Origin of the sequence: Colwellia demingiae (assembly GCF_007954275.1) — a bacterium.
GTDB classification, from domain to species: Bacteria; Pseudomonadota; Gammaproteobacteria; order Enterobacterales; family Alteromonadaceae; genus Colwellia; species Colwellia demingiae.
Genome location: NZ_VOLT01000014.1, coordinates 21,781 through 38,877, shown reverse-complemented (window position 1 = coordinate 38,877; position 17,097 = coordinate 21,781). Strand labels below are relative to the sequence as shown.

General features: G+C 41.6%; 13 protein-coding genes and 1 pseudogene. 7 read left to right on the top strand and 7 right to left on the bottom strand.

All coding sequences use genetic code 11. From position 1 onward, the window contains the following. Positions 1-464: 464 nt before the first annotated feature. The 7 genes and pseudogenes from ESZ36_RS20260 to ESZ36_RS20235 all read right to left on the bottom strand — a co-directional run bounded on the left by ESZ36_RS20260 (position 465) and on the right by ESZ36_RS20235 (position 8,076). Positions 465-1,226: a glucose 1-dehydrogenase gene (locus ESZ36_RS20260; protein ID WP_146791242.1), complete on the bottom strand. Its 762-nt coding sequence runs from the start codon at positions 1,224-1,226 to the stop codon at positions 465-467. Between the two features lie 84 nt (positions 1,227-1,310). Continuing rightward, entirely contained in the window at positions 1,311-2,123 is an 813-nt protein-coding gene (locus ESZ36_RS20255; RefSeq protein WP_146791240.1) for an SDR family NAD(P)-dependent oxidoreductase, read from the bottom strand. Between the two features lie 601 nt (positions 2,124-2,724). Further along, a complete protein-coding gene (locus ESZ36_RS20250) occupies positions 2,725-3,843 on the bottom strand; it encodes a saccharopine dehydrogenase family protein (protein WP_146791238.1) in 1,119 nt (372 codons plus the stop codon). A gap of 82 nt (positions 3,844-3,925) precedes the next feature. Then, positions 3,926-5,518 carry an AMP-binding protein gene (locus ESZ36_RS20245; RefSeq protein WP_146791236.1) on the bottom strand — a complete coding sequence of 531 codons (1,593 nt, stop codon included), beginning with the start codon at positions 5,516-5,518 and terminating at the stop codon, positions 3,926-3,928. A gap of 10 nt (positions 5,519-5,528) precedes the next feature. Further along, positions 5,529-5,879, bottom strand: a pseudogene (locus ESZ36_RS22660) (thiolase C-terminal domain-containing protein); the annotation flags it as partial. A 12-nt stretch (positions 5,880-5,891) separates the two neighbouring features. Further along, positions 5,892-6,764 (bottom strand): thiolase family protein, encoded by an 873-nt coding sequence (locus ESZ36_RS20240; RefSeq protein ID WP_211357819.1) that lies wholly within the window; start codon positions 6,762-6,764, stop codon positions 5,892-5,894. Between the two features lie 64 nt (positions 6,765-6,828). Then, positions 6,829-8,076 (bottom strand): acyl-CoA dehydrogenase family protein, encoded by a 1,248-nt coding sequence (locus ESZ36_RS20235; protein ID WP_146791234.1) that lies wholly within the window; start codon positions 8,074-8,076, stop codon positions 6,829-6,831. 374 nt (positions 8,077-8,450) lie between these two features. On the opposite strand from ESZ36_RS20235, the gene ESZ36_RS20230 reads away from it, so the two are divergent. The 7 genes from ESZ36_RS20230 to ESZ36_RS20200 all read left to right on the top strand — a co-directional run bounded on the left by ESZ36_RS20230 (position 8,451) and on the right by ESZ36_RS20200 (position 16,903). Then, the gene (locus ESZ36_RS20230; RefSeq protein WP_146791232.1) at positions 8,451-9,221 is read left to right on the top strand and encodes an SDR family NAD(P)-dependent oxidoreductase; all 771 of its coding nucleotides are present in this window, start codon (positions 8,451-8,453) and stop codon (positions 9,219-9,221) included. A 146-nt stretch (positions 9,222-9,367) separates the two neighbouring features. After that, entirely contained in the window at positions 9,368-10,900 is a 1,533-nt protein-coding gene (locus ESZ36_RS20225) for a Re/Si-specific NAD(P)(+) transhydrogenase subunit alpha (RefSeq protein ID WP_146791230.1), read from the top strand. Between the two features lie 9 nt (positions 10,901-10,909). Continuing rightward, positions 10,910-12,319, top strand: coding sequence for a Re/Si-specific NAD(P)(+) transhydrogenase subunit beta (gene pntB, locus ESZ36_RS20220; RefSeq protein WP_146791228.1), 1,410 nt, complete (start codon positions 10,910-10,912; stop codon positions 12,317-12,319). An 879-nt stretch (positions 12,320-13,198) separates the two neighbouring features. Next, on the top strand, positions 13,199-14,446 hold the full coding sequence (locus ESZ36_RS20215; protein ID WP_146791226.1) for a hypothetical protein: 1,248 nt from the start codon (positions 13,199-13,201) through the stop codon (positions 14,444-14,446). Further along, positions 14,443-15,564, top strand: a complete 1,122-nt coding sequence (locus tag ESZ36_RS20210; RefSeq protein ID WP_146791224.1) for a hypothetical protein — start codon at positions 14,443-14,445, stop codon at positions 15,562-15,564. The genes ESZ36_RS20215 and ESZ36_RS20210 overlap by 4 nt, the downstream gene beginning before the upstream one ends. 12 nt (positions 15,565-15,576) lie before the next feature. Next, on the top strand, positions 15,577-16,041 hold the full coding sequence (locus ESZ36_RS20205) for a hypothetical protein (RefSeq protein WP_146791222.1): 465 nt from the start codon (positions 15,577-15,579) through the stop codon (positions 16,039-16,041). Next, positions 16,004-16,903 (top strand): peptidoglycan-binding protein, encoded by a 900-nt coding sequence (locus ESZ36_RS20200; RefSeq protein ID WP_146791221.1) that lies wholly within the window; start codon positions 16,004-16,006, stop codon positions 16,901-16,903. The genes ESZ36_RS20205 and ESZ36_RS20200 overlap by 38 nt, the downstream gene beginning before the upstream one ends. Positions 16,904-17,097: the final 194 nt, after the last annotated feature.

Here is a 17,097-nt window from a genome sequence, read left to right as displayed (position 1 = left end):
TGGTTAATGTGTTGTATCGATACCTATGGGTTTCTGATAGCTACCTAGCATGATAGCCATTATCTACGGTAGACTGTACTAATGTTTTTGTTTTTAATGTCAACACTACGTCATTTCTTCGATGCCTTTCTTCCCACAATGCAACATCCTTTTTCGGTGCTATGAACGATTTAACCTTTCTTTGATTGAGCAATTGGTGGCATTATTAAGTGTCGAAATCTAGCTATTAAAGCTCTAAGTTGGTTAAATTATTAATCCGTTTTGTTTTAAATGTTCTTATCGTTAGTTTGATGAACATTTCAACTATTTAGTCAACAACGCCTATTACAGCTGCTGAATTTGAATACTACGGGGAATTAAAGGAAGTATTAGGAGACGATTTTTATTGATGGTTGCAGACGTTTATAAAGGATAAAAGAGCAATTCAGTGACTATTGCTCTTTTATTAGATTAGTGGACCGTATTTAATGAGCCGTATAGCCACCATCAATAACCAGTTCAGCACCTGTCATGTAGCTAGAGTCATCTGATACCAAAAACAGCGCTGCGCTTGCTATTTCATGGGGCTCTGCCATTCGTTTGAGCGGGATGTTAGACAATACGCGTTGTTGAAACTCTGTAGCATCTGTATCTGATAGTTCCGCAATAGCCTTACTAACCATCGGCGTAATGACATAACCCGGATGGAGGGAGTTTATGCGAATATTATAATTATTTTGAGCACAATGCAGTGCTGCTGATTTAGTAAAGATACGAACGGCGCCTTTGCTGGCATTATAAGCTGCTAGTTTGGGTTCGCCAATAATTCCCTCAATGGAGGAGACATTGATGATTGAACCACCAACATCTTTCATCGCTTTGATTGCTTGTTGACAGCCGAGGAAGACCCCATCACTGTTAATTGACTGGGTAAGTTGCCAGTCTTCAAAGGTACAGTTTTCAACATTTCCTGGGATTGCTATACCGGCATTATTAACCAGAATATCGAGTCGGTCATATCGGATAATAATTTTCTCTATGGCAAGTTGCCACTGCTGTGGATTTTTTACGTCGAGTTTGATGAAGTTAGCTTTATCACCAAGTTTCTGAGCCAAATCTTCACCTCGTTCATGGTCAATATCGGCAATAATAACTCTAGCACCTTCTTTGACAAATCTGACGCAGATTGCTTCGCCGATTCCACTAGCACCACCGGTAACTAAAGCCAGTTTATTTTCTAAACGCATATGCATATATCCTGATTTATAATAAGTTTTGTGCCAATACCACCCTATATAGAGTGTATATTGGCGAAATAATGAGTTGTTAAATTATTGTGCGCTCATGCCACCATCAACGGTAAACTCAGCGCCAGTAATAAAGTTAGCTGCATCAGAGGCTAGGAACAATATCATCTGGGCGATATCTTCTACTTCTCCCAATTTACCCAGCGGGGTCATAGTTTTGATGACTTCTTTGGCTTCATCTATCGTTGCAGCCAGGCCAACATCGACAAAATCTTGGAATGCCTGCTCACCCATTGCTGTCTTGATAAGGCCAGGATGAACCGAGTTAACCCGAATGTTGTAACCGAGCTTGCCAAACTCAACCGCAGCGTGCTTGGTATAGAGTCGTACTGCACCTTTGCTTGCTCCGTACGCGCTGTGTCCGGGGACACCGATTAAGCCTGCGACAGATGACAGGTTAATGATAGATCCCCCTTTTCCAGCTTCTGCTCCTATTTTCATTACACTGGCAGCTGTTTTCATACCCAAAAATATTGAATCAACGTTGACCTGCTGAACCCTGCGCACTTCTTCAAGACTATTTTCTAGTAAAGTTCCGCCAATATAGATGCCAGCGTTATTAACCAATATGTCCAGCCCGCCAAATTTTTCCAGTGTCGATTTAACGCTTCTATTCCAGTCTTCTTCTAAGCAAACATCATGTTGGCTAAAGGCAACATTAAGACCATCATTGACTAAATTATTAACGGCCTTCTGACCAGCTGCAGAGTCAATATCGGTTGCCATTACCTTGGCTCCCATACGCGCGAGATGCTCGACACAACTTGCCCCGATACCTGTTGCTGCACCCGTTACCAGAGCGACTTTATTTTCAAGACTAAGTGGATTATAAAACATAGTAATTTCCTAGATATTATTTATTGATTGAAACGAATTGTTGTGACGCAATGCGTTTATAAAGAGGATGGAATAGAGTAGATCTACGCTAGCCAAAGCTGGCAGTTGCCATGACACTAAACCTATTAGGTAGTAAGTTAGTGACAGGAAAAACACGGTTAATTTTCCGATAATGCCCAACTTGACCAGATTGATATTTTTATTAAGATCTTTGCCCGCCCAATAATAGGCAATACCAAATATTGCAACCAAACTTGCAAATAGATGCAGATAAATGGGACTTTTCGGTACGGGTGTTAATCCGATAAGATTGAATACTGGCTGGTAGAATATTAAAAAAGTGAGAGCAACCGCCCAGTTAAACAGTGCGGCCGAGTAAAATAGTTTGCTGTGATTGGGTTTAAGATGCAAATTCATCTCCTAACTGCAACTTTTAATTTCGAGATTCTGACGGTGAAATATAAACATCAGAAGTTTATTAGAAAAAGCGTTGATGAAATGCCAGCCCGATTACCTTATTTTATTCTGAACTAATAAGGGGAGCTAAGTCCCCAGATAATAGGCATGGCTGAAAGTCATAATGATTTTCAATTATATCGATTTAATGTGGCAGGCTGGTGAAGCCAAGCTCATGAAACGTTTGTAACAGTTCATGGTGACCAAAGGCTTTAGCTGCAGACTGGAAGCCGACAGCTTTTAGTTGACCATTTAAAATACGTTGGGCACTTTCGGCACAAATCTCTCCGGTCCATGTGTACGGTGCGCACAGTGATAGTTCAAAAGTTTTGGTTACTTGACGCCCCTGACCACGGCACACGATGACAGTATGGTGCAAGTCTCGATCGTCCTTAGGAGGCTCAGAAGTTGTCATATCATCACCAATCTCGTTGGTCAGCTGTTCCTTTTGTTCGACTGTCATTCCTTGTGATTTCTCGCTGTATTCTTTGATTACGTTAATTACGTGATTAACTATTTCATCACCAAAGGCCGTCAATACACGGCAATTACGCACGCGATCATCCATTTTGAACCAAACTGGTTCACATGCGCCGCCCCACGACAATGCTAGCAGTGGTTGAGAGCGGTAAGGAACTACGACAGTGAAAGCCTTATCGTGCTGCCATGCTTTGTACTCCCCCTGTTCCAAGTAATATTGTGAGTCTGGGTTACCCTGCATGCGCAAAAATGATTTGGTAGAAGCCTGAGAAGGTAGGGCATTATCAACCTGATATACGATGTCGAGGCTGTCGATACCTTCAGTCTCCAGTACTACTTCACTTGCCAGCGCACCAGCGGCCCACATGTAGGAGTTTGCAGGGCAAAGTAGTAGGTTCTTTTCGGCAAATACTTGGCCATATTTTTCCTGAATCGCTATGGTCCAGTCCTGTTCGCCTGTTGTGTCGAGGTAGTGACAGTTTGCCTGCAAACACGCTTCAACAATTGGCCAGCCGAGCTGCATGAACGGGCCAGAGACATTAATCACCACATCTACTTGCTCAAATAGCGGTAACAGTTCTGCAGTGGCATTGCTGGAAACGACGATTTTAGCATCAATGGGTGCACCATGACGCTGTTCGACAATGTTACGTGCCGCTTCGAGTTTTGCTTGATTACGACCCACCATGTAGAAAGGGATATTGCGTTTGGCCAGAGATTCAGCGACCAACTTACCGGTGTAACCACTTGCGCCATATATTAATACGTTACGGTTATTATTCATGAGATTTACCTCTAATTTATGCTAGTAATTATTGTCATATGTTCAGTTGAAATATTCTTACCCGATTGATGGGTATAGATTTTTAACTGAATACTCTTTGTGACTGCGTATCAAATAGTTCAAGCAGGAATCGCTCCTGGGGTTTTTCTGATGCTGTCTTAGGTATTTCATCTACAAGCTGTAGATAGGTAGGTACGAAATTAGCTTCTAACTTATCTTTACATGCAGTAAATAATGCATCAGCGTCGAATTTTATCCCTGGCTCAGCAACGATAGCTGCAACTATATCCTTTTCACCTGGTGCTCCAGAAGCAGCAGGCACGCCGTATACGTATACGTCGGAAACCTGAGCGTTTTCAGAGACCACTTTTTCGACAAAGGCGGTGTTAACAAAATCGCCGTTGCGACGGATACCGCCACCTTTACGATAATGAAAATACAACCAATTATCTTCATCCATGTGGCCTATATCATCCATGCGAAGCCAACCCTTGCTAACTTTCTTGTGTGATGCCTCTTCGTTTTTAAAGTAGGTGACTTTAGGTGCGCTGCCATCAGCATTACGAAAAATAATTTCACCCGCAGTGCCGCGAGGACATTCATTGTCTTCTTCATCAACGATGCGAACCTCTAACGTTGGCGGTGCTTTACCAATGCTACCAACAGGCCCTAATCCCAGCGGGTTAAGGGTTAAGCCACCTTCAGCAGCACCATAAATTTCGAAAATTTCGACACCAAAACGTTGTTTGAAGTCATCCCATACTGCGGTAGGCATACCTGCACTCAGTACGTAGCGGACTGGGTTGTCGGCATCATTAGGTTTGGCTGGTTCACTAAAGAGCGCTGTTGTCATACCGCCGAGAAGATTGAACACAGTGCAGCCGTACTGACGGGTAATGTCCCACAGGCGACTTTTAGTAAACTTACGACTGATAACTGCTCTTAGGCCCATCTTCAATGCAACCCCTAGAGTTAGTAGTTGCGCATTGGCGTGGGTTAGGGATAGGCCAGTATAAGGTCGGTCATTTTCTTGCATTCCCAGAAATGTTCCTAAACTTACAACATCACCAAAGCGCCTGTGTGATGAAAGTATTGCTTTAGGATCTCCCGTTGTACCAGATGTGTACAGCATTTGCATCGGCGCATCAGGATCTTGAGACAGGATAGGTAGGGCAGGCACTTCGCCATCAAGTATCTCTTTGATATTGAGTTTAAGTTTGTTTTGAGAGCGTTGAATACCAGTATCTAGTTGAATGACCCAGTTAAGCGAAGGTAGATGGCTTTTAACCGAATAGAGGTTGTCGAGTGCATAATCAGCACAGATCACTCCATGGCATTCGGAAAATTCCAACATATACTTCAGTTTGTAGCCTTGCACGCGAGGATCAATGGGTACGAAAATCGTTCCCGTGATCGAAGCGGCTATCATAGACTCAACAACTTCAGGGTGATTCTGCATCAGCAAAGCGAAGCTCTGCCCTGGCTTGAGGCCTAAGGCATTCAGGCCGGCAGCAATTCGCTGGGCGTTATCCCATAACTGCTGATAGCTGCGCACTTCTTCCTTAATTTTTCCTTCGGAGTCTATGTAGATAAACGTCAGAACATCAAGGTTTGGCTGGGTATCGACCCGGTTAGCAATCAGATTTGCAAGTATAAGTTCGTCTCTATGATTCATAACAATTCTTCTATTTTGTTAGGATACTAACGACCAGCGCCGCTGCATCACCGTTGATAAAACCACCACCATTTTCAGCTAGGGCGACACGTGCTCCTTCAACTTGGCGACCCTCTGCACGGCCCTGAAGCTGTTCCGTCAGTTCAACAATTTGGGCAATACCCGTCGCGCCAATTGGATGACCTTTACGCAACAAGCCGCCTGAAGTATTAACGGGTACGCGTCCGCCTAATCGGCTATGACCCTCTTCAACAAAACGGCCACCTTCACCCATTTCGCACAGCCCTAGCTGTTCGTAGTAAATAAGTTCTGAAGGTGCTGATGCGTCATGTAGCTCGATGCACGAAAGATCTTGTGGGCCTACACCAGCTTCTTAATAAGCTTCCATCGCACAGATTTGGGCAATACTCGCTTCATCCTCAGATTGCGGATCCCAGCCACTACGCAATACTGAGCTGGCGACTTTGACAGGATCTTTCAGCCCCATTTGGCGAGCTTTTCGCTCACTAACCAGCACAACAGCCGCAGCACCATCACCGACAGGTGAGCACATAGGTCGGGTGAGCGGATAAACTATTTCAGGGGAGGCTAGAACCTGTTCTACTGTAAGTTGTTCGCGAAATTGCGCGCGCGGGTTGAGGCTACCGTGGTAGGAGTTTTTAGCAGAAACTGCAGCAAATTGGGCCTGCGTGGTCCCATATTTGCTCATATGTTCGAGGGCCATCGAGGCGTATATATCCATAAAGACCGAACGTTTCGCGCCGGCACCTTCCATATCAAGTTTCATACCAGCAGCTTCAGCTCGCGCTACGATCTGTTGTTCGACGGCATCGTAATTCTCAACATCGACCGCACCACTGAAGACTGAAAAGGTTTTCAGTTTATCTTGATGAAATAGCTTCTCGGCACCCGTGGCTAGAACAACGTCATACAGACCGCTGGTGATCATAGTGCAGGCTTGGTTAAAAGCTGTTGATGCCGATGCACAGGCATTTTCAATGTTAATTACTGGAATATGGCCAATACCTATTTCGCGCAGCGCTACTTGACCGGGAACACAAATTTGGCCAACAATAATACCTGCTGCCGCATTTCCCATATAAGCTGCTTCAAGGTCTTTTCCTTCGAGCCCTGCGTCTTTAAGCGCCTGATTTATCGCTTCGATTGTTAGTGACTTTAATCCTCGGTCAAGATGTTTACCGAACTGGGTCATGCCAACACCGGCGATATAAGCATTCTGTTTCATGTGGACTTCCTTTTATTTAATGTCTCCTGAATGCACAGGAGGGGAGTGTGGTGTTCGAACAGCCTTATAGCAGTTCAGGGTTAATCAGCAGGTTTCCGCCCTTGATTGCGAGCACTTCGTTACAGCCATCGGCAATCAGTCCAGAACGCGCATCACGCAATAATTTTTCCATAGGATATTCTTTGGTCATGCCGTTACCGCCAAAAATCTGTAGTGCATCGCTGGCAACTTCGAAAGCGGTTTGTGTACAAGTAATTTTGGTCGCAATGGAGCCTTGCAAGGCAGGATTGGGTGCGCTGGCATTAAACTCGATGGTACGACGTAGCAAAGCACGGGCAGCCTCGATTTTACGGAACATGTGGAATAAACGCGTTTTAACATTTTGGTGGCGAATTATCGGTAATCCACCTTGTTTGCGCTCATGGGCATACTCTAGTGCATGTTCGTATGCTGCTCTTGCTAAGCCGACAAACATGTTGCCGACATGGACATTGGCTTCGGCGAGAGTGTGGTATACAAATTTATTGTATTCATCAGGTCCAACCAATAGATTGGCGATCGGGACTTCGACGTTATCAAAATATAGCTCTCCCTGATTCATGGCACGTAGGCCGGCTTTATCAAGCGGTTTACCGCGAGTCACCCCCTCCAAGTCCAGCGGTACAATGACGGAAACCCCTGGGCGAGTCACACCGTTTTCTTCGATGTGACAATATAGGGCACAGACTTCGGCGGTAAGTGCGCCTGAAACCCATGCAGATTTCTGACCATTGATAATTATTTTGTCGCCCTCGATGCGTGCAACACAGTTTGGACGACCATACTGACCTTCCGAAGACAATAGGGTGCCATCTGTGTCTAACATGTCACTACCGTGATCTGGTTCGGTGATCCCCCAGCAGCCCAATTTACCATCGCAGTAGGCGGCCATTTGAGTATTACCAGCCAATAGAGAGTAAAGGACAGGCATCTGATTAACCAAAATAGCGCCGGCTAGGCCTGCGTCACCCCAAGCCAGTTCTTCTGAGGCAATAGCCATTATTCGGGCGCGTTCAACTGGCTCTAGATCCATCATAGCGCTGACAGAGAGCCCTAATTCTTTTGACTTATTGAGTACATCCCAAAGTATTGAATCGGGTGCCACCATCTCCTCAGGAGTAACTCTATCGAGTGTCATTCCTGCCGGACGTAATACTTCTTTAGCAAAGCGACGTACTGCCGACTGAATTGCTAGTTCTTCTTCGGTGAGGTTTGATTCCAAACCTGTTGGCTCTAGTTGTGGTCCGTGAATATTTTGGTTGTTTAAGGTCATGGCTAACACCCGTTATTTATATGTTGTTTGAATTATTAAAAGCCGGTTTCTAAATTCCACTTTAGTGCTTACAGATACTGGCGGCTGCTTTTGGGTTTTTGTTTATATGACGTTAGCAATGAAATAATTTTGGGTAACTATCCGAAAGGATAGAACTGAGGTGGGTAGTGTTTCCATCCTTTGGGATAGTTTGAGTCTTTTAATTGTCTGTTAGGTTGCAACATCAGATTTTGATGTTTGGTATCTAAAGCGGAAGGTTGTATGAAAGGAATTAGTCCGATAGGTCTGATTTTATTCAACAGTATAATTGTTAAATAAAGGCAAATAATGTTGCCTCATTCAGACTACCTGAGAAAAAACAAATAGGAAATATAATGAAAATAGAAGGTTCAGTGGCCGTTATTACCGGCGGTGTATCAGGTTTAGGTCGTGCAACATTAGCCTGTTTTGTTGCTCAAGGTTGTAAAGTCATCGCATTAGATATGAATGATGAACTAGGGGCAGAGGTATCTGCAGAATATGGTGATATGGTGTTATATCACAAAACTAACGTTACACTTGAAGACGATGTTAAGCAGGCGCTCGCCAACGGAATCAAAAAATTTGGCCGTATTGATATCTGTGTAAACTGCGCGGGTAATGGCGATGCGGGTAAAACATACAGCAGACGTAATGGTCTAATGCCCTTAGAAACATTTAAGCGTATCGTTGATGTTAACTTAATCGGTTCTTTTAATGTTGCTCGGTTGTGTGTTGAACAAATGGTAAAAAATGAGCCAAATGATGACAACGAAAAAGGGGTGATTATTAATACTGCCTCAGTTGCTGCATTTGAAGGCCAAATCGGACAGGTGCCTTACGCCGCATCTAAAGCGGGTATCGTTGGTATGACGCTAACTTTAGCCCGTGACTTATCATCGCTCGGTATTCGAGTGAACACGATTGCACCCGGTCTTATTGATACACCAATGCTAGCGCGCTTAAGTGATGATGTCAGGCATACGCTAGAACAAAGCGTATTATGTCCTAAGCGTTTAGGTCAACCCTCAGAGTTTGCTGGAGCCGTACAGTTTTTAGTTAATAATGGTTATATGAATGGTGAAGTTATCCGTATGGATGGTGGCATTAGAATGCAACCAAAATAATTATGTTTAGATAGTCTATTAGGAAAATGACGGTATTCAATAAGCTATGTTTCTAAATAGATCTTGCAATTGAACAACTTATTGTATTAATTTTAAACAAGTCATGTCAGAAAAAAATTATTCATATATATACTAAGGAAATTCAGATGAGAATAGGTATACCCAAAGAGTCCTTTTTAGATGAACGCAGGGTTGCAGCATCACCGAGCTCGGTAAGTGCATTAATTAAATTAGGCTTTACTGTGCAAGTACAGAAAGGCGCTGGTACTAAGGCGAGTTTTACCGATCAAGAGTATAGCGATGCTAATGCAGAAGTTGTCACGAAGAGATCATGCTGGCAAAGCGATATTATCCTTAAAGTAAATGCGCCAACATTAGACGAAGTTGAATCAATGAACGATAGTTCAACACTGCTTAGTTTTATTGCGCCAGCGCAAAGCCCTGAACTATTAGAGGCCCTTCGAACCAAATCAATTACTACGTTAGCCATGGAAATGGTACCTCGGATGACCCGTTCTCAACCGATGGATGCATTGAGCTCAATGGCAAATATTGCGGGTTACCGTGCAGTTATTGAAGCATCTCACCATTTCGGTCGTTTTTTTACTGGGCAAATAACTGCTGCGGGTAAAATGCCGCCAGCTAAAGTGATGATAATAGGTGCTGGTGTTGCAGGTCTAGCCGCACTTGGTACCGCAGGTAGTTTAGGTGCCATTGTACGCGCTTTTGATACGCGTCCTGAAGTAAAAGAGCAAATAGAAAGTATGGGAGCCGAATTTCTTGAGCTTGACTATGAAGAGCCAGAAGATACCGGCTCAGGTGATGGTTATGCTAAAGAAATGAGTAAAGCTTTTATTGATGCCGAAATGGCGCTGTTTGCAGAGCAAGCCAAAGACGTTGATATTATTATTACTACCGCGATGATTCCGGGTAGACCAGCGCCAAAATTGATCACTGAAAAAATGGTTGAATCAATGAGGGCAGGTAGTGTGATTGTGGATTTAGCTGCTGCAGGTGGTGGTAACTGTGAATGTACCGTCGTCGGTAAAGTGGTTGATACGCATGGTGTTAAAGTGATTGGTTATACTGATTTAGTGTCTCGTTTACCTAATCAGGCCTCACAGCTTTATGCTAATAATTTAGTGAATTTAGCTAAGTTATTATGTAAAAACAAAGATGGAACGCTTGATATTGATTTTGATGATGTCGTCATTCGTAATATGACGGTTGTTAAAGAAGATGAAATTACTTTTCCACCACCACCTATTCAAGTCAGTGCAGCGCCTGCTCAAAAAGCAACAGTTGAACCGGTAGAAGCCATTGAAGAAGAGCCTACTTCGCCAATTAAAAAATATGCCTTTATGGCGGTAGGAATTGCATTATTTGGCTGGGTGGCCAGTGTTGCCCCTGCAGACTTTCTAACTCACTTTACTGTCTTTGTACTGGCTTGTGTTATTGGCTATTACGTGGTTTGGAACGTCAGCCATTCTTTGCATACACCTTTGATGAGTGTCACCAATGCGATCTCGGGCATTATTATTGTTGGGGCTTTATTACAAATTGGCTCGGACAATATAGTCGTACAGATTCTCGCCACTTTAGCGACGTTAGTGGCAACCATCAACATTGTCGGTGGCTTTAAAGTCACTAGTCGTATGTTAAAAATGTTTAGTAAGTAGGGGAGTAGTATGGAATCTACACAAATAGCGTCTAATGGTTTCATTAGTGCAGCATACGTGATTGCTGCTTTACTGTTTATTTTTAGTTTAGCGGGTTTAAGTAAACAAGAATCGGCTCAACGGGGTAACTTATTTGGTATGGCGGGTATGGCTATCGCTTTACTTGCCACTATTATTGATCCACGCGTTTCTAATGTATTTATTATTATTATTGCAATGGTCGTTGGTTCAGGTATTGGACTGAGATTAGCGAATAAAGTCGAAATGACACAAATGCCTGAGCTTGTTGCAATATTGCATAGTTTCGTTGGTTTAGCTGCTATGTTAGTTGGTTTTAATAGCTATTTCGATGCAAACCATAGTCTAGTAATGACGGCAGTTCAGCATACCGCCATGAAAATACACTTAAGTGAAATTTTCATAGGAATATTTATTGGTGCCGTGACTTTTACAGGCTCTATTGTCGCTTTTGCTAAACTACGAGGAACGATAAGCTCTAGTGCTTTAATGTTACCTCATCGTCATAAAATGAATTTAGCCGCAGGGATTTTCAGTTTTTTACTGCTACTTTCTTTTGTGAATCATGACGGTTCAAATATAGCCTTATTCTTAATGACTATTACTGCCTTAGTATTTGGTTGGCATTTGGTTGCTTCAATTGGCGGTGCAGATATGCCCGTTGTTGTCTCAATGTTAAATTCTTATTCAGGTTGGGCTGCTGCTGCAGCTGGCTTTATGTTAAGTAATGATTTACTTATCATTACGGGTGCTTTAGTTGGCTCGTCAGGTGCTATTTTATCTTACATTATGTGTAAGGCAATGAATCGCTCTTTTATCAGTGTAATTGCTGGTGGTTTTGGTACAGACGTTGTTATTGATAACGATAAAGACTACGGTGAGCACATAGAAGTGCATGCTGAAGCGGTTGCTGACATATTACGTAATGCTAAATCTGTCATTATCGCACCAGGTTACGGTATGGCTGTTGCTCAAGCGCAATATCCAGTTTATGAGCTAACCCAACAGCTGATAAATAAAGGGATAAAAGTACGTTTTGCTATTCATCCAGTGGCGGGTCGGTTACCTGGACACATGAACGTATTACTGGCTGAAGCAAAAGTGCCTTATGATATCGTGTTAAGTATGGATGAAATCAATGATGATTTTGGTGAGGCTGACGTAGTATTGGTCATTGGCGCTAATGATACAGTTAACCCAGCGGCTGCCGAAGACCCCACTAGCCCTATCGCGGGTATGCCCGTTCTTGAAGTTTGGAATGCGAAAGAAGTTATAGTTTTCAAACGATCAATGAATACGGGATATGCTGGAGTGCAAAATCCATTGTTCTTTAAGGACAATACTCAAATGCTGTTTGGTGATGCTAAAGATAGCGTGGAGCAAATATTTAAAGCACTTTAATATTAGGCTCATTAGTAAATAAACCAGTTTATAATCATTCTAAGTTATAAACTGGTGAATTTTACTTTTTACACAAACTAGTATTTTCAATGTTATGTCATCAAAGTACGTTTTGCCGTGAATAATTGTTGAACTTGCATAAAGAGTATCAAGGTTTGAACCATGTACTTCGGGTAAATAATCAACGTAATGGATAATAGCTTTGGAATAAACCAATTTATATGCACTGCTTATTGCGCCAGCCATCGCATCTAGGCTCGCTCTATATGCGTAAAATCACTATTTTTTTAATTATCATGACATCCTCTCCTGCTGATTAAACTAGGGATATTGTAGCGATAACTAGTTACTCAAAATAATGTCTTCTTTCGTATCAAACTAGTTCATTTAAAAGTCATTTATATCAAAACTTAGATTAAAACGTAATTTTTTAGTGGTGAAAATTCACAGATTAAACACTGATGTAACAGTTACTCTGTTATCAAACTCTAAACTTCTTGGATCATTAAATTTATATGCGAGCGCTTCATAACCTTTTCCTTGTTTCTTCCACATACGCGGTAATGACGGGAAATAATCAAATAAATAGGAACATTTAATTATTGAAAGCTAAATGTCGTGTACATCTGTTGGTAATGAATAATTTAAACTCAAGCTTCAAACAGTTACACCTAAAAAATTGTCCGCGCATAGATGGACAGTATGAACTAAGTGTTCTATATATACTCTACTCACACGGAAGTTATGGAATACGTGAGGTAGTATTGTAAATAAGCTAAAGCTGTTTTACGAAAAATAACGGAAATTCCTGTGGTTTGCTTTCTATGAGTGATTTTTATTTTGCTATCTGAACATTTCAGCTGCGAAAAAGGAACTCATATGCAAAAAATGAAACCATCAAAAACTCATCGCAATGTAGCTTTGTTAGAATCGCTTTTTGATCAAGCATGGAAAGCGACCTTAACCACTATAATCTTGTTTATTTTCACCTTAGCAGGGTATTTTTCCTATCATAATGAACAAGGGACAGTTGAACAACGGTGTGCAAGAGTCGCAAAAGCTGAAAAGCTAACCCCTTGCCTAAAATATACACCTGTTATTACTTTTACATCTTCTGGTTTACTCACATACAATATTAACCATGCAGCGTTAGAACGCTATTATGATCCTGTGATTTACCAAAGTTTTATAGTGCAATTTCAACGAGATGTTGCCGTAGAAAAAAAGCAGCTGCTCGATCATCGCAGCCATGTGTTCAGTGTAATCAGGGCTAGTTTAAAAGAGGCCTTCAAAAATCAAGTGCCTATTCTTATCCCATTATCAGGTAGTGACTTAAGTGAGACTCAAAAACAAATCTTTGAAGTGACACTGTTGCCTGAGGTAATTAGTCGATTAGAAACATTAAAAACAGAGATTAATTATGCGGCTGAAACCGATTCAGTAAAATCCGTGTTAGTAAGCCAATTAAAGCAAAATATCAGCGAATTAGAGTTTCTACAGGCACTACAAGAAGGTAGTAAAATGCGCTTGAGTCAAAGTGCTAAAAATCTTCAGCCTCAGCTGAGTTTTATGTGGCTGTATCACTCAGGGAATGGTTGGATTGCTGAGTTAATATTTTGGGCGTTGTTTGGCCTGTATTCTTGTACCTTGGTCAATATAAATAAGCGTATTAGGCTCTCAAATTATGAAGCTAAAGAGTTTGTCTTGTTATTTCCTCGTATGTTGTTGGCCCCAACGCTTTCTATCGTGGTTATTGCACTCTTATCATCTGGTTACGCTGATCAACAAAGCAATTTAAATAACTTCCCTTATTTTCTTATGCTGGCTTTCTTTCTTGGCTTTAATAGTGAAAGTCTCACTGGAATTATTCGTGATACGTCAAATAAAATTCTTAGACCAATCTCACTTTCAACAGAAAAAATGCAACAAGCACAAGTAAAAACCCCAAGAAATAAACGATATGCCATCAAAGACTCAGCTGACAAAGGTAAGCCTTTCAAAGACACCACGGAGTTAAGAGCCGTGGCTAAAACCTCAGCTAAGTCAGATGCCGAAGATAAGGTATTAAAAGCCGCCCTCAATTCTGAAAGCAAAAAACCTCAAGCTAAAGGCAAGGAAAAATCATGAATATATCATCAATTATTAACCTAATGATTATATTGATATTGCTCTCTGGCTGTGCGGGAAAAGAAGAAGCTCGTCAGTTAGTTCAAGCGATGCAAACGACAAATAAAGAATCAGCAAAAATTTTTTCACAATACATGCATTCAGCTCAAGAAACTGAATTTAAAAAACAGCAGAGCATTGAGCAGGTGCTAGTTTTATTAGAGCAAGAACGCTCTGTGCCAGTAGCAGTAAGTAATAACTGTTTTAAGGCTGTTAGTCAGTATCAAGTGGATTTATCATTAGCATACAATGAGCAAGTTAGCGTGATAATTCAAAATTTGTTTTCTGGCAAGCTAAAAGGGATTGAAGAAATTGATGAATCGTTAAAGCGTCTTGAAAATAAACTGGCTGAAATTGAGCTAAGCATGAAAGATAAGCGCAATAGAATAAGGTCAGGTGAAGGTACTCAAGAGATTAAAGATGATCTGTCACGAGAAAAAAACACCTATTTAGCTACATTCATGTTTTATTCAATACAAAGGGACGCGGCTGTAGAAGAGGTTTCGTCGAAGTTCGACGAACTCACAAAAAATCAACTAGCTAAATTAACTAAAGAATATGATAGCCAGTTGCTTATGCTTAATCAGGCTAGCGAAGAAAAATGTCTTCCGACTGAACGACAGCAAGCACAAATCAGTGCCCAAAAGAACGTACAGATCAAAGCGGCTTTGCAGGAAATAGGCAGAGCCAACAACGCAGAGTTTTTGTCACAGGTCGATAAGCAAGTCGTTGGTTTTATGCTAGCAAATGTGCGGGCTGCCTCCTCTCTGGAAACTTATATTGATTATAACTCTCTGGGTTCAGACTCTGGTGTGATGGAACTATTCAAATCTCTTCCTGGCAATATATTTATAGGGGCTATCAACCCAAGCTCTGCGACAAACATTGATGACGTAAAGAGCCAATCGCTAGCGCTCGGGAAAGATCTGCAAGGCCAGTTGAGTAAAGAATTGGTTGGCTTCAAAAGCTCACTGAAAGATATCGCTAGTGAAACAACGGGCACAGCCAGTTCAAATATAACCAGTTTAATTACTAATAAGTTAAATAAATTAGTAAATGAAAAGTTGGACAAACTATAAGGAGAAGAAATCATGGCAAGATATCGACCCAGTGAAGAAACACTCGCAATGTTTAAAGAAGACTTACCAGACGATATAGAGAATATTGTTGATGATGTAGCGGCGAAGACAGAAAAAGTAGTGGATGACTTAATCGATCAATATGATGCGTCTCTTAAAGAAAAATCAGTAGAGTATAAGCAGAAAACAGATGAGCTATTCGCTAATTTTGATAAAGAAGTATCTGAAATAACCGAGCAGTCCGAACAATATTTAGATCAGATGCAAGAAAAGCTAGCAGCGCTAACAAAAAGTACCGATGCATTGAAGCAAGCAATAGATTCACAATCGGATTTAAACTTGGATGTTACTTTGATAAATGAACGCTCTAATGAGCTAAATAGTGTTATTTCGGCCCAACGTAAAAAAATTCAAAAAATCAGCGCGACGACAGGGAAGTATGTCGGTTCTATGGCTCGTACTCTTTTGCCTATATAACACTAACAAGTACCAATGGGGAAAATGCATGACAACATTACGTATAGGCAGTAAAGGGAAGTTGGTTGTAAGATTACAGTTAAAACTCAATCAGCTTGGATTCAGCGTTGGGGTTGCAGATGGCCATTTTGGTCCTGCAACTAGCAAAGCCGTTCAAGCTTTTCAACGTGCTAATGATTTACATCCCGATGGCGTGGTTGGAAGACGTTCCCATGCCGAACTCAGTCTTGATTTGAGTCCTGTGTTGGTACTAAATGAAGAAATCTTATCCCAAGAGCAAGAGGAAGCTGAAACGCCACTTTGCCCTGTGAAGACAGTGATCCGTATCTGCCATGATTCATCTTCGAGCAATATTGAAGAGCACTGGCCGCTGGTTTATAAGTCTCTTAAAAAATTGAATTTAGATTATAAAGAAATGTTTTTGATGGCAATCGCGACTGTCTATGTTGAAACCGGGCGTTTTGCTCCTCTGGATGAATATATATCACGATATAATACCAGCCCCAATGGCCACCCTTTTGATAAATATGACGACAGATCAAACCTAGGCAATACCGGTAATCCAGATGGAGCTAGATACAAAGGAAGGGGGTATATTCAACTTACTGGCAGAGAAAATTATCGAGTTATTGGCAAGCAAATAGGTTTACAGGAACAATTGGAACGAGATCCTGAGCTTGCCAACAATCCTGAAGTTGCAGCTGATATTCTGTCTCGTTTTCTTAAAAATAAAGAAGAACGCATAAAAGGTGCTTTGGCATCGGGAGATTTACGTGAAGCGAGAAAGGCCGTTAATGGCGGCTCACATGGATTAACAGATTTTATGCGTATTTATAAATTAGGAGAACAAATACTCACTTAGTGAACTTACCCAGAGTTTTTGATTTAGAAAGAAAAGAAGGGTGGCTAAAGGGATTTTAACCTTCGACAATCGGAATCGCAATCCGGTTGTCGATATAGGATTTGCTTGGATTTACGTTTATCAACCTAAATGTTAAGGGTATTGCTCATGTCGTCGCTTGGGTTTGAACGCGATATTTTTCTTTACAAACGCAC